13 protein-coding genes are annotated in these 13,058 nt (G+C 53.0%); 6 read left to right on the forward strand and 7 right to left on the reverse strand.

Features of this window, described 5'->3' with window-relative positions:
* The first annotated feature begins 194 nt into the window (after positions 1-194).
* Positions 195-1,229, forward strand: a complete 1,035-nt coding sequence (gene waaH / locus HGD79_RS16415) for a UDP-glucuronate:LPS(HepIII) glycosyltransferase (protein WP_000982085.1) — start codon at positions 195-197, stop codon at positions 1,227-1,229.
* Here the strand turns inward: waaH and HGD79_RS16420 are convergent.
* Genes HGD79_RS16420 through gpmM form a run of 3 tightly spaced genes read right to left on the reverse strand, consistent with a single transcriptional unit; the run spans position 1,216 to position 5,016 of the window.
* Positions 1,216-2,175, reverse strand: coding sequence for a divergent polysaccharide deacetylase family protein (locus HGD79_RS16420; RefSeq protein ID WP_001472520.1), 960 nt, complete (start codon positions 2,173-2,175; stop codon positions 1,216-1,218). The two genes, waaH and HGD79_RS16420, sit on opposite strands and share 14 nt — an antisense overlap.
* A 3-nt stretch (positions 2,176-2,178) precedes the next feature.
* Positions 2,179-3,438 carry a murein hydrolase activator EnvC gene (gene envC, locus HGD79_RS16425; protein ID WP_001465696.1) on the reverse strand — a complete coding sequence of 420 codons (1,260 nt, stop codon included), beginning with the start codon at positions 3,436-3,438 and terminating at the stop codon, positions 2,179-2,181.
* Between the two features lie 33 nt (positions 3,439-3,471).
* The gene (gpmM, locus tag HGD79_RS16430; RefSeq protein WP_001461747.1) at positions 3,472-5,016 is read right to left on the reverse strand and encodes a 2,3-bisphosphoglycerate-independent phosphoglycerate mutase; all 1,545 of its coding nucleotides are present in this window, start codon (positions 5,014-5,016) and stop codon (positions 3,472-3,474) included.
* A gap of 244 nt (positions 5,017-5,260) precedes the next feature.
* Here gpmM and HGD79_RS16435 point away from each other — a divergent pair, with 244 nt between their 5' ends.
* The 5 genes from HGD79_RS16435 to cysE all read left to right on the forward strand — a co-directional run bounded on the left by HGD79_RS16435 (position 5,261) and on the right by cysE (position 8,535).
* Positions 5,261-5,692, forward strand: a complete 432-nt coding sequence (locus HGD79_RS16435) for a rhodanese-like domain-containing protein (RefSeq protein WP_001156181.1) — start codon at positions 5,261-5,263, stop codon at positions 5,690-5,692.
* A 141-nt stretch (positions 5,693-5,833) separates the two neighbouring features.
* Positions 5,834-6,085, forward strand: coding sequence for a glutaredoxin 3 (grxC, locus tag HGD79_RS16440; protein WP_000024392.1), 252 nt, complete (start codon positions 5,834-5,836; stop codon positions 6,083-6,085).
* A gap of 62 nt (positions 6,086-6,147) precedes the next feature.
* A complete protein-coding gene (gene secB, locus HGD79_RS16445; protein ID WP_000003377.1) occupies positions 6,148-6,615 on the forward strand; it encodes a protein-export chaperone SecB in 468 nt (155 codons plus the stop codon).
* The gene (gene gpsA / locus HGD79_RS16450; protein ID WP_001076194.1) at positions 6,615-7,634 is read left to right on the forward strand and encodes an NAD(P)H-dependent glycerol-3-phosphate dehydrogenase; all 1,020 of its coding nucleotides are present in this window, start codon (positions 6,615-6,617) and stop codon (positions 7,632-7,634) included. The genes secB and gpsA overlap by 1 nt, the downstream gene beginning before the upstream one ends.
* A 79-nt stretch (positions 7,635-7,713) precedes the next feature.
* Entirely contained in the window at positions 7,714-8,535 is an 822-nt protein-coding gene (gene cysE / locus HGD79_RS16455; RefSeq protein ID WP_001277561.1) for a serine O-acetyltransferase, read from the forward strand.
* A 52-nt stretch (positions 8,536-8,587) separates the two neighbouring features.
* Here cysE and trmL read toward each other — a convergent pair whose 3' ends face one another.
* The 4 genes from trmL to lldP all read right to left on the reverse strand — a co-directional run bounded on the left by trmL (position 8,588) and on the right by lldP (position 12,865).
* Positions 8,588-9,061 (reverse strand): tRNA (uridine(34)/cytosine(34)/5-carboxymethylaminomethyluridine(34)-2'-O)-methyltransferase TrmL, encoded by a 474-nt coding sequence (gene trmL, locus HGD79_RS16460; protein ID WP_000932342.1) that lies wholly within the window; start codon positions 9,059-9,061, stop codon positions 8,588-8,590.
* A 185-nt stretch (positions 9,062-9,246) separates the two neighbouring features.
* Positions 9,247-10,437 (reverse strand): quinone-dependent L-lactate dehydrogenase, encoded by a 1,191-nt coding sequence (lldD, locus tag HGD79_RS16465; protein WP_045172604.1) that lies wholly within the window; start codon positions 10,435-10,437, stop codon positions 9,247-9,249.
* A complete protein-coding gene (gene lldR / locus HGD79_RS16470; RefSeq protein ID WP_001297449.1) occupies positions 10,434-11,210 on the reverse strand; it encodes a transcriptional regulator LldR in 777 nt (258 codons plus the stop codon). The genes lldD and lldR overlap by 4 nt, the downstream gene beginning before the upstream one ends.
* Positions 11,210-12,865 carry an L-lactate permease gene (gene lldP, locus HGD79_RS16475; RefSeq protein WP_001297977.1) on the reverse strand — a complete coding sequence of 552 codons (1,656 nt, stop codon included), beginning with the start codon at positions 12,863-12,865 and terminating at the stop codon, positions 11,210-11,212. The genes lldR and lldP overlap by 1 nt, the downstream gene beginning before the upstream one ends.
* Positions 12,866-13,058: the final 193 nt, after the last annotated feature.

Consider the following 13,058-nt stretch of genomic DNA (forward strand, 5'->3'; position numbering starts at 1 on the left):
CCGTTAAATATGTAAAATCCTGTCAGTGTAATAAAGATATCGTAATTGCGCTGATCTCTTATATAGCTGCTCTCATTATCTCTCTACCCTGAAGTGACTCTCTCACCTGTAAAAATAATATCTCACAGGCTTAATAGTTTCTTAATACAAAGCCTGTAAAACGTCAGGATAACTTCAGAGGTCGTCGGTAATTTATGATGAACAGCACCAATAAACTTAGTGTTATTATTCCGTTATATAATGCGGGCGATGATTTCCGCACTTGTATGGAATCTTTAATTACGCAAACCTGGACTGCTCTGGAAATCATTATTATTAACGATGGTTCAACGGATAATTCTGTTGAAATAGCAAAGCATTACGCAGAAAACTATCCGCACGTTCGTTTGTTGCATCAGGCGAATGCTGGCGCATCGGTAGCGCGTAATCGTGGGATCGAGGTGGCGACGGGCAAATATGTCGCTTTTGTCGATGCTGACGATGAGGTCTATCCCACCATGTACGAAACGCTGATGACCATGGCGTTAGAGGATGACCTCGACGTGGCGCAGTGCAACGCTGACTGGTGTTTTCGTGAAACGGGAGAAACCTGGCAATCCATCCCCAGCGATCGCCTTCGCTCAACCGGCGTATTAACCGGCCCGGACTGGCTGCGGATGGGGCTTTCTTCGCGCCGTTGGACTCACGTTGTCTGGATGGGGGTTTATCGCCGTGATGTTATTGTTAAAAATAACATTAAATTTATTGCCGGATTACATCATCAGGATATTGTCTGGACAACAGAATTCATGTTTAACGCGCTGCGTGCGCGATATACCGAGCAATCATTATATAAATATTATCTGCATAATACGTCAGTGAGTCGGTTGCATAGACAAGGGAATAAAAACCTTAATTATCAACGTCACTATATTAAGATTACCCGCCTGCTGGAGAAATTAAATCGAAATTATGCCGACAAAATTATGATTTATCCGGAATTTCATCAGCAAATAACTTACGAGGCATTGCGTGTTTGCCATGCGGTGCGCAAAGAGCCGGATATTCTTACCCGCCAACGGATGATTGCCGAGATATTTACTTCCGGTATGTATAAGCGCCTGATTACCAATGTGCGCAGCGTGAAGGTCGGTTACCAGGCGTTACTGTGGTCTTTCCGCTTATGGCAATGGCGCGACAAAACGCGGTCGCACCATCGCATTACGCGTAGCGCCTTTAATTTGCGCTAGCGTTAAACTTCGCCGCTTCGGGCTGTTTGCCCCAGCCTTGCCACTGATGCTGGAAGTAAACGATCAGCGTGCTCTGGCTGATGCTTTCGCTTAATACTTCAAAGAAGCGATTAGCATAAACAGGTTCTATCGGTTTCTTCGGTTTGCACAGCTTCACGCCACGGAACGGATTACGCGGTGTGTCGGGCACAGTGTTTTTCGGCGGTGTAGACGTATCAACCTGCGGTTCATTCAGCAAGCTGCTGGCTTTCACCAGCGTAATGTCTGGCGGCAGGTTATAAACCATCTGTTGTAGCACGCGTACCGTTGAAGGGTGAGGATGCCCAATGGCAATGGTTGAACCGTTGCGACGCGCCAGATCAATTGCGCGATTGAACTGCACACGGATGTCCGCTTCGTTCTGTGAATCGTCGAGGAACACCTTCCGTTTAATAACCTTCACGCCAGTGCCTTGCGCGGCGCGCATCGCCTGGGTATTACCAATGGTTACACTGTCGAGGAAGTAAAGATTGTAACGCTCCAGCGCCTGCATCACTTTCTGCATACCAAACAGGTTAGAGGTCATCTTGCTACCCATGTGGTTGTTGATCCCCACGGCATAGGGCACGTTATTGACCGCACTACGAATAATGCGCTCAATTTCGTCGCTGCTCATCTCCGGGCGCAGCGTATTTTTCTCCAGCGGCTGTTTACTCAACGGTGCCATTGGCAGATGAATCAACACTTCGTGACCGCTGTTATGCGCTTTGGTCGCCATCTCTCTGGCGTGCGGTGAATCGGGTAATACAGCGACGGAGATAGCGGAAGGCATCGCCAGCACCTGGTTTTCGTTGTGCGGGCGATACCCAAAATCATCAATGACGATGGCAAGTTTGCCAGCAAGTACGGGGGAGGAGAGCGCCAACAGAGTGGCAAATGCAAGAACGTTACGACGAAATGGAAACAAAACTTATCTTCCCAACCACGGCTGTGGATTGACCGCCTGACCCTGGCGGCGAATTTCGAAATAGAGTGAAGGCCGACCCTGACCGCCACTGCTGCCCACCAGTGCAATTGGCTGGCCCGCGCGAACCTGCGAACCAACGCTCACCAGTGCGCTCTGATTATAGCCGTAAAGACTCATGTCGCCTTTACCATGCTCAACCACCACCACCAGACCGTAGCCTTGCAGCCAGTCAGCCAGAATCACCCGACCGTCGGCAATCGCTTTAACTTCAGTACCTTCAGAGGCACCAATCACCATCCCTTTCCAGCGTAATTCACCCTGTAGCTGTTCGCCATAGCGATGCAGCGTCGGCCCGCGAACCGGCCAGAATGCCTGACCACGCGGCGCGCCCAGACCACCGGTACGGGACATCAGCGATTTTTCGCTTTCAGTCGGTTTGTAGGTGGTGCCTTTACGCGTCGCTTCTTTCTGGCGGTCGCGAACCGCCTGGGCCTCACGTGCTTCTCGTTCTGCACGCGCTTTCGCCGCGGCTTCCGCACGGGCAATGCTGCTACGCAGACGGGATTCGTTGGCGCGCAGCTCGCTCAACTGTTGCTGACCTTGCTGGATGGAAGACTCCAGCCCTGCCAGCGTCTTTTTACGCTCGTTCAGCGCCTGAGTCAGTTTCGCCTGTTGGGCGCGCTGTTCATATAACAGCGTTTGTTGCTCGCTTTGTTTCTCTTCCAGTTCAGCACGCTGCATGGCGACTTCTTCACGCGTTTGCTTCAACTGGGCAATGGTTTCTTGTCGCGCCTGGTTGAGATAGCCGAAATAAGCCTGTAAACGCTGTCCACGCTGGCTTTCTTCACCGCTGAGAATTAGCTGAATACCGGTATGCTCGCCCTGACGGAATGCGGCATCCAGTTGCGCGGCGAGGCTGCGCTCCTGGGCGGCTTTTTGCTGCTCCAGTTTGGCAATCGACGCGTTCATCTCATCAATCTGTTTATTGAGTTGATTGAGCGTGTTTTGCGTTTCGCGCAGCTTACGGGTGGCTTCAGAGATCGCTTCTTCCTGCTTTTTCAATTGTGCGAGCAGGCTTGCGCGTTGTTGTTGCTTTTGGCGTACCGCGCGCTCTTTTGCGGCGATATCGGCCTGAATAGATTTGAGTTGGTCACGCTCATCCGCGTGGGCGGAAAAGGCGCACAACAATACGCCAGCGCTAAGAACGCTGGCGTAGATGATGGGCCTGATTGCAAACCTGCGCGGTTTCACGGCCCGTGTCATGGTATTAATCGCCTTTCCCCTCATGGGGAGGGATTATTCCACGATGAACAGCGGCTTACCAGTCATCTCTTGCGGGATTTCCATACCCATCAGCGACAACATGGTCGGCGCGATGTCAGAAAGTTTGCCGCCTTCAACCGCTTTCACGTTCTTATCACCAACATAAATCAGCGGAACTGGCAGGTTGGTGTGTGCCGTGTGTGCCTGACCCGTTGCCGGATCGCGCATCTGTTCAGCGTTACCGTGGTCAGCGGTGATCAGCAGTTGTCCACCCACGGACTCAACCGCTTTCGCGACTTCTTCCACGCAGTGATCCAGTGCTTCAACCGCTTTAACCGCCGCTTCCATCACCCCGGTGTGACCTACCATGTCGCCGTTCGGATAGTTACAGATAATGGTGTCGTATTTGCCGCTCTTGATGGCCGCAACCAGTTTTTCGGTCAGCTCTGCGGAGCTCATTTCCGGTTGCAGATCGTAGGTAGCCACTTTCGGTGAGTTGATCAGAATGCGATCTTCGCCTTTGAACGACTCTTCTACGCCACCGTTGAAGAAGAAAGTAACGTGGGCATATTTTTCGGTTTCGGAAATACGCAACTGAGTTTTGTCGTTTTTCGCCATCCACTCGCCGAAGGTGTTAACCAGGGAAGCGGGTGGGTAAGCAACCGCAGTTTTGATGTCAGCGGCGTATTCGGTCAGCATCACGAAATCGACGTTAACCACTTTCTTACGCGCGAAGCCATCGAAATCAGCGTTCACGAATGCACGAGTGATTTCACGCGCGCGGTCAGCACGGAAGTTCATGAAAATCAGCGCATCGCCGTCTTCCATTGCCGCATCTGGCTGACCTTCTGCACGAATAACGGTCGCTTTCACGAACTCGTCGTTTTCGTCGCGAGCATAAGCTGCCTGCAAACCAGCAACGGCAGTATCGGCCTGGAACTCACCCTGCGCCAGAGTCAGCAGGTCATAGGCTTTTTCAACGCGATCCCAACGGTTATCGCGGTCCATCGCGTAGTAACGACCAATGATGGACGCTACGCGGCCTTTACCCAGCGCAGCAAATTTCTCTTCAAATTTTTTCAGCGAGGATTCAGCACTGCGCGGCGGGGTGTCGCGACCGTCAAGGAATGCGTGCAGGTAGATTTTTTCTGCGCCGCGTTCAGCTGCCAGTTCTACCATCGCCATGATGTGATCTTCGTGGCTGTGTACGCCGCCTGCGGAGAGCAGACCCATAATGTGTACTGCTTTACCTGCGTTTTTCGCTTTATCTACCGCGCCAGTCAGCACTGGATTAGCAAAGAAAGCGCGATCTTTGATTTCAACGTCCAGACGAGTCAGGTCCTGATACACGATGCGGCCGGCACCCAGGTTAACGTGGCCTACTTCGGAGTTACCCATCTGACGGTCAGGCAGACCGACTTCCAGACCGGAAGCGTCGATCAGGGTATGCGGACGATTGGCCCACAGTACATCCATTACCGGGGTTTTAGCACTAAAAATGGCGTTATCCTGCTGTTCTTCACGATAGCCATAGCCATCCAGAATCACCAGTACCATAGGTTTTTTAGAAACCGACATTGCGACAACCTCATACTCAAGAGTCAAAATTTGCGTAATTTTACTACAGCTGAATCGATAAAATAGCCTCTGAAGATCAAAATATACGACCGCTCGCGGCAAGCCGATGCCAGATTTGCGCTTTTTTTTCGTCGTGCCCCGCAAAATTGCATTCCAGTTAACGCGCTGGCTGTATTTGCCGCACCGCGCAGGTATACTCCTTTCCTGGTTTTTTTAATCACTACGTCGGGAGTTGTTACCCCCCATGCAAGAAATTATGCAATTTGTTGGCCGTCATCCCATACTGAGTATCGCCTGGATCGCGTTACTGGTGGCGGTTCTTGTGACTACGTTTAAGAGCCTGACCTCGAAAGTGAAGGTGATTACTCGTGGTGAAGCTACGCGTCTGATCAACAAAGAAGACGCTGTGGTTGTGGATTTACGTCAGCGTGATGACTTCCGTAAAGGCCATATCGCAGGTTCTATCAATCTGTTGCCGAGTGAAATCAAAGCCAACAATGTTGGTGAGCTTGAGAAGCACAAAGACAAACCGGTTATCGTGGTAGACGGTTCTGGCATGCAGTGCCAGGAGCCTGCAAACGCGCTGACGAAAGCTGGTTTTGCGCAAGTATTCGTGCTGAAAGAGGGCGTTGCTGGCTGGGCTGGCGAAAACTTGCCTCTGGTGCGCGGCAAATAATTTACCTGTCGTCTTTCATGATGCAGGCCGTTAGCTGCAATTAGGCCCCCAGCGACTTATTGTTATAAGCTTCTGGGGACACTCCATTTTGCAGCCGCCCTGCAACATGAAATTTCAGGGTAAAAAAACAGGAGCTAAATTATGGCCAATGTTGAAATCTATACCAAAGAAACCTGCCCGTATTGCCATCGTGCAAAAGCACTGCTGAGCAGCAAGGGCGTGAGTTTTCAGGAGTTGCCGATCGATGGCAATGCCGCCAAGCGTGAAGAGATGATCAAACGCAGCGGTCGCACCACGGTTCCCCAGATTTTTATTGACGCACAGCACATTGGCGGCTGTGATGACTTGTATGCATTGGATGCACGTGGTGGACTGGATCCCCTGCTGAAATAACGTGTGAACGTTGGCATTACATTGCGCAGTATTTAAGGACAACACTTAAGGGTTTTCTACACATGTCAGAACAAAACAACACTGAAATGACTTTCCAGATCCAACGTATTTATACCAAGGATATCTCTTTCGAAGCGCCGAACGCGCCGCACGTTTTCCAGAAAGATTGGCAACCAGAAGTTAAACTTGATCTGGATACGGCATCTTCCCAACTGGCAGATGACGTATACGAAGTGGTACTGCGTGTTACCGTAACGGCCTCCCTGGGCGAAGAAACCGCGTTCCTGTGTGAAGTTCAGCAGGGCGGTATTTTCTCCATCGCGGGTATCGAAGGCACCCAGATGGCACATTGCCTGGGCGCATACTGCCCGAACATTCTGTTCCCGTATGCTCGTGAGTGCATCACCAGCATGGTATCCCGCGGTACATTCCCGCAACTGAACCTTGCGCCGGTTAACTTCGATGCGCTGTTCATGAACTATTTGCAGCAGCAGGCTGGCGAAGGTACTGAAGAACATCAGGATGCCTGATGAACCAACGTAATGCTTCAATGACTGTGATCGGTGCCGGCTCGTACGGCACCGCTCTTGCCATTACCCTGGCAAGAAATGGCCACGAGGTTGTCCTCTGGGGCCATGACCCTGAACATATCGCAACGCTTGAACGCGACCGCTGTAACGCCGCGTTTCTCCCCGATGTGCCTTTCCCCGATACGCTCCATCTTGAAAGCGATCTCGCCACCGCACTGGCCGCCAGCCGTAATATTCTTGTCGTCGTACCCAGCCATGTCTTTGGTGAAGTGCTGCGCCAGATTAAACCGCTGATGCGTCCTGATGCGCGTCTGGTGTGGGCGACCAAAGGGCTGGAAGCGGAAACCGGACGTCTGTTACAGGACGTGGCGCGCGAGGCGTTAGGCGATCAAATTCCGCTGGCGGTTATCTCTGGCCCAACGTTTGCGAAAGAACTGGCGGCAGGTTTACCGACAGCTATTTCGCTGGCCTCGACCGATCAGACCTTTGCCGATGATCTCCAGCAGCTGCTGCACTGTGGCAAAAGTTTCCGCGTTTACAGCAATCCGGATTTCATTGGCGTGCAGCTTGGCGGCGCGGTGAAAAACGTCATTGCCATTGGTGCGGGGATGTCCGACGGTATCGGTTTTGGTGCGAATGCGCGTACGGCGCTGATCACCCGTGGGCTGGCTGAAATGTCGCGTCTTGGTGCGGCGCTGGGTGCCGATCCTGCCACCTTTATGGGCATGGCGGGGCTGGGCGATCTGGTGCTTACCTGTACCGACAACCAGTCGCGTAACCGCCGTTTTGGCATGATGCTCGGTCAGGGCATGGATGTACAAAGCGCGCAGGAGAAGATTGGTCAGGTGGTGGAAGGCTACCGCAATACGAAAGAAGTCCGCGAACTGGCGCATCGCTTCGGCGTTGAAATGCCAATAACCGAGGAAATTTATCAAGTATTATATTGCGGAAAAAACGCGCGCGAGGCAGCATTGACGTTATTAGGTCGTGCACGCAAGGACGAGCGCAGCAGCCACTAACCCCAGGGAACCTTTGTTACCGCTATGACCCGGCCCGCGCAGAACGGGCCGGTCATTATCTCATCGTGTGGAGTAAGCAATGTCGTGTGAAGAACTGGAAATTGTCTGGAACAATATTAAAGCCGAAGCCAGAACGCTGGCGGACTGTGAGCCAATGCTGGCCAGTTTTTACCACGCGACGCTACTCAAGCACGAAAACCTTGGTAGTGCACTGAGCTACATGCTGGCGAACAAGCTGTCATCGCCAATTATGCCTGCTATTGCTATCCGTGAAGTGGTGGAAGAAGCCTACGCCGCTGACCCGGAAATGATCGCCTCTGCGGCCTGTGATATTCAGGCGGTGCGTACCCGCGACCCGGCAGTCGATAAATACTCAACCCCGTTGTTATACCTGAAGGGTTTTCATGCCTTGCAGGCCTATCGCATCGGTCACTGGTTGTGGAATCAGGGGCGTCGCGCATTGGCAATCTTTCTGCAAAACCAGGTTTCTGTGACGTTCCAGGTCGATATTCACCCGGCAGCAAAAATTGGCCGTGGCATTATGCTCGACCACGCCACGGGCATCGTTGTGGGTGAAACGGCGGTAATTGAAAACGACGTATCGATTCTGCAATCTGTGACGCTTGGCGGTACGGGTAAATCTGGTGGTGACCGTCACCCGAAAATTCGTGAAGGTGTGATGATTGGCGCGGGCGCGAAAATCCTCGGCAATATTGAAGTTGGTCGCGGCGCGAAGATTGGCGCAGGTTCCGTGGTGCTGCAACCGGTGCCGCCGCATACAACCGCCGCTGGCGTTCCGGCTCGTATTGTCGGTAAACCAGACAGCGATAAGCCATCAATGGATATGGACCAGCATTTCAACGGTATTAACCATACATTTGAGTATGGGGATGGGATCTGATGTCCTGTGATCGTGCCGGATGCGATGTAATCATCTATCCGGCATACAGTAACTAATCTCTCAACAACGCTCCCGGATATCCCAGCTGCCTCCAGGCTTCATACACCACAACTGACACCGCATTGGACAGGTTCATGCTGCGGCTGTCCGGCACCATCGGAATGCGAATTTTTTGTTCAGCGGGCAGGGCATCAAGAATGCTCGCTGGCAGGCCGCGTGTTTCCGGGCCGAACATCAGATAATCGCCATCCTGATAGTTTACGGCGCTGTGAGCAGGCGTACCTTTCGTGGTGAGGGCAAACAGGCGCTGGGGATTTTCTGCTTCGAGGAACGCGCGAAAGTCATGATGACGCGTAACGGCGGTAAACTCGTGATAGTCCAGCCCCGCGCGGCGCAGGCGCTTATCGTCCCAGGCAAATCCCATCGGTTCGATGATATGCAGACGAAAGCCGGTATTAGCGCAAAGACGGATGATATTGCCAGTATTTGGCGGAATTTCTGGTTCGTAAAGTACGATGTTTAGCATACTGCCCCCTTAGTGCGGGGGCAGGATAGCAGAAAATTGGTGAGCAGTGCGGCCTTTTCCCCTCACCCCGGAGGGGCGAGGGAGAAAAAAAGAGTGCGGTGTCGTTTCAGAGTGAGGGAGTACATACAGCGCCGAACGGTCCCCACTCCCTGAGGGAGAGGGTTAGGGTGAGGGGGCTCAAACGACTATGCCGCATTCCCTTTCGCCATCGGAGCCAGTGCCGTAGGCAACTCTTTACCCAGCCCCTGCACCAGCGAATCTTGCGTAATTTCACTGATCGATTTCGCGCCAGTCAGCGTCATTGCCACTTTCATCTCTTTCTCGATCAGATTTAGCAGGTTAGCTACACCCGCCTGGCCCGCTGTTGCCAGCGCATACAGGAAAGCACGACCCAGAAGTACGGTGTCGGCACCGAGCGCAATCATACGCACGACATCAAGCCCGTTACGAATTCCGCTATCCGCCAGAATGGCGATATCACCTTTCACCGCATCTGCAATAGCGGGCAACGCACGAGCGGAAGAGAGTACACCGTCCAGCTGGCGGCCACCGTGGTTAGAAACCACAATTCCATCAGCACCAAAACGTACTGCATCGCGCGCATCTTCCGGATCGAGGATCCCTTTGATCACCATCGGGCCATCCCAGAAATCGCGGATCCACTCAAGGTCTTTCCATGAGATGGACGGATCGAAGTTATTCCCCAGCCAGCCGATGTAATCTTCCAGTCCGGTCGGTTTGTCGAGATAAGCTGAGATATTACCTAAATCATGTGGACGACCGTTCAGGCCCACATCCCACGCCCATTGCGGATGCGTCACCGCCTGCAAGTAGCGGCGCATTGCCGCATTTGGGCCGCTCATACCTGAATGCGCATCACGGTAGCGTGCGCCCGGTGTCGGCATATCCACGGTGAAAACCAGCGTCGAACAACCCGCTGCTTTTGCTCGCTCCAGCGCGTTACGCATAAAGCCGCGATCGCGCAGTACATAAAGCTGGAACCACATTGGGCGCTTGATGGCTGGCGCGACTTCTTCAATCGGGCAAACGGAAACCGTCGAGAGAGTAAACGGAATGCCATGCGCGTCCGCCGCTTTGGCTGCCTGAACTTCGCCACGACGCGCATACATGCCACACAAACCCACCGGTGCCAGTGCTACCGGCATCGACAATTTCTCATTAAACAGCGTCGTTTCCAGGCTTAAGTCAGACATGTTTTTCAGAATACGCTGGCGCAGTGCCACTTCTGACAAATCTTCCACGTTGCGGCGCAGCGTGTATTCAGAATATGCACCACCATCCATATAGTGGAACAGGAACGGCGGCAGAATGCGTTGCGCTGCGGCGCGATAATCGCTGGCTGCGGAAATAATCATGCGTTTTTCTCCCTCGAATGCTCATAATGCTCACCGGGCAGGCGGGTAATCCGTGCGTGGCGAGCCTGATCTTCATCGAATCGTTTCATGGTGGTGTGAACAAAACTAAGGTGCGCCATCATTGCTTTACGCGCCCCGTCGGCATCACCAGCAAAAATGGCGTCAATGACAGCCTGATGTTGTTCGGTCAGTTGTGAAAAAACCGGTGGCACCAGATACATCCGCTGACGGCTATGCTTCACTGAGGATTGCAGGACATCGAAGAAACCGCGCATGGTTTGCAGCAGCACGATGTTATGTGAGGCTTCGGCAATCGCCAGATGAAAACGAACGTCCGCTTGTGAGGCGATATCCGGGTCTTCACTTAGCGTTGCTTCAAAGCAAAGCTGAATCTTTTCTTTGTCGCCAGGTGTGGCGCGCATTGCCGCATGCCATGCGGTGCTGGCTTCAATGGCGTAGCGGGCTTCCAGAATATCGAAACTGTAATCCGGATCATCGGCCATCAGCGTTTTTAGCGGCTGGACGATGTTTTGCTCCGACCATGTGTCATGACGCCAGCGAATAAACGTCCCGCCGCCGCGTCGACTGAGCAGCACGCCTTCGCTCACCAGTTTTGCCAGCGCCTCGCGTAGTGAATTACGTGATACGCCGAGTTGCATCGCCAGTTGGCGCTCAGCGGGCAACTTCATGCCCGCTTCCAGGTTTTTTTCATCAATCAGCGCCCGCACACGATCGGCAACCTCGTCTGACAGGCGTCTGGGTAAAACAATCATTAAGGAATCATCCACGTTAAGACATAAGCCTGAAGCGTGGTGATCACGCCCACCATACAGGTGAAGATCAGGCTGTGTTTGACAGTAAAGCGGAACAAATCAGACTCTTTGCCCACCAGGCCTACCGCCGCACAGGCGATAGCGATAGATTGCGGGGAGATCATCTTACCGGTGACGCCACCGGTGGTATTGGCGGCAACCAGCAACAGATCAGAGACGCCAATTTGTTGTGCTGCGGTGGCTTGCAGCGCGGCGAACAGGGCGTTAGATGAGGTATCCGACCCGGTCAGGAATACCCCCAGCCAGCCGAGGAACGGCGAGAAGAAGGTGAATGCATGACCGGTGTGCGCCAGTGCCAGTGCCAGTGTTGATGACAGTCCGGAATAGTTCGAGATAAAGGCGAACGCCAGCACCATGCCGATGGAGTAGATGGGTAGAGCCAGTTCTTTCAGCGTGCTGCCGAAGGTGCTGATAGCGTCAGACGGTTTCATCTTCAGCCAGACAATCGAGAGCAGTGCAGCAAACAGAATGGCGGTGCCGGTGGCAGAGAACCAGTCAAACTTAAACACGGCGGCATAGGCTGTAGCCTCGCTGACCACTGGTGGCATACGGGCAACCAGTTTATCGAGGTACGGCACCGGAATGTTGATCACCCACTCATACAGCGCACCACCCGATGCGAACAGGGCTTTAAACGGCGGGATACTCCACAGTGTTACGGTAGCTGTCAGGAACAGGAACGGTGTCCAGGCACGTAACACCTGACCCGCAGTGTAACCGGTGTGGGCCAGCGTCATATCAACCTGTGACGCCCCCAAATCACCAAAACGGAATACGCGCACTGGCTGCCAGCGTTTGAGGAACAGCGTCAGGCAGAGCAGTGATACCAGCGAAGAGATAATGTCCGGCAGCTCCGGCCCAATGAAGTTAGAGCTAAGGTACTGAGCGATGGCAAACGAGCCGCCCGCAACCACGACCGCAGGCCACGTCTCCTTGATACCGCGCCAGCCGTCCATAATCGCCATGATCCAGAACAGCACGATAATGGTCATAAACGGTAGCTGCCGCCCCACCATCTGGCCAATCTCAAAGCTGTCGATGCCTGTTACTTGTCCGGCAACCAGGATTGGAATGCCCATCGCGCCAAATGCCACTGGCGCGGTGTTAACAATCAGGCACAGTCCGGCGGCGTACAGCGGTTTAAAACCCAGGCCGACCAGCAATGCGGCGGTAATTGCTACCGGTGCGCCAAAGCCTGCGGCTCCTTCAAGGAAAGCGCCGAAACAGAAACCGACGATCAGCATTTGCAGACGCTGGTCAGGGGTTATCGAAAGAATAGACGAGCGAATGATGTCAAACTGCCCGGTTTTCACCGAGATCTTATAGACGAACACTGCTGCAATAATGATCCACGCGATGGGCCACAAACCATAGAAGAAGCCATAAACCACCGAGGCCAGCGCGTTAGCGACCGGCATTTTATAGAACAGCAAAGCCACGGCAAGGGCGATTGCTACCGTCCATGAGGCGGCGACGTATCCTTTCAGTTTGAGCTTAATCAGCGCAAAGAAGAAAAACAGGATGGGAAGCGATGCTATCAGACTGGAAAGCCAGATATTCCCGGCGGGATCGTAGTTTTGTTGCCAGAGATTCATTGCAGGTCTCCTGGAGTCCACGCACATCGTGTAATGAGTCTGTTGCTCATCTCCTTGTCACACGTTGTGTAAAAGTGGCACTGCCAATTGTGTTGTGTAGGGATAATGACAATGAATGGTTAACTAAATGTTATGTATTGGCAATATTGATGTGAGTTTTAATTGGGGAATTGTGAACCAGAGGTCAGATAAG

It is taken from the genome of Escherichia sp. SCLE84, from assembly GCF_012584495.1.
In the GTDB taxonomy this organism is placed as follows: Bacteria; Pseudomonadota; Gammaproteobacteria; order Enterobacterales; family Enterobacteriaceae; genus ECMA0423.

Bases quoted from the DNA above. Each gene is read 5' to 3' on its own strand.
- gpsA (WP_001076194.1), top strand. From the start codon at position 6,615: ATGAACCAACGTAATGCTTCAATGACTGTGATCGGTGCCGGCTCGTAC.
- envC (WP_001465696.1), bottom strand. From the start codon at position 3,438: ATGACACGGGCCGTGAAACCGCGCAGGTTTGCAATCAGGCCCATCATC.
- gpmM (WP_001461747.1), bottom strand. From the start codon at position 5,016: ATGTCGGTTTCTAAAAAACCTATGGTACTGGTGATTCTGGATGGCTAT.
- secB (WP_000003377.1), top strand. From the start codon at position 6,148: ATGTCAGAACAAAACAACACTGAAATGACTTTCCAGATCCAACGTATT.
- grxC (WP_000024392.1), top strand. From the start codon at position 5,834: ATGGCCAATGTTGAAATCTATACCAAAGAAACCTGCCCGTATTGCCAT.
- lldD (WP_045172604.1), bottom strand. From the start codon at position 10,437: ATGATTATTTCCGCAGCCAGCGATTATCGCGCCGCAGCGCAACGCATT.
- HGD79_RS16435 (WP_001156181.1), top strand. From the start codon at position 5,261: ATGCAAGAAATTATGCAATTTGTTGGCCGTCATCCCATACTGAGTATC.
- lldP (WP_001297977.1), bottom strand. From the start codon at position 12,865: ATGAATCTCTGGCAACAAAACTACGATCCCGCCGGGAATATCTGGCTT.
- trmL (WP_000932342.1), bottom strand. From the start codon at position 9,061: ATGCTAAACATCGTACTTTACGAACCAGAAATTCCGCCAAATACTGGC.
- cysE (WP_001277561.1), top strand. From the start codon at position 7,714: ATGTCGTGTGAAGAACTGGAAATTGTCTGGAACAATATTAAAGCCGAA.
- lldR (WP_001297449.1), bottom strand. From the start codon at position 11,210: ATGATTGTTTTACCCAGACGCCTGTCAGACGAGGTTGCCGATCGTGTG.
- waaH (WP_000982085.1), top strand. From the start codon at position 195: ATGATGAACAGCACCAATAAACTTAGTGTTATTATTCCGTTATATAAT.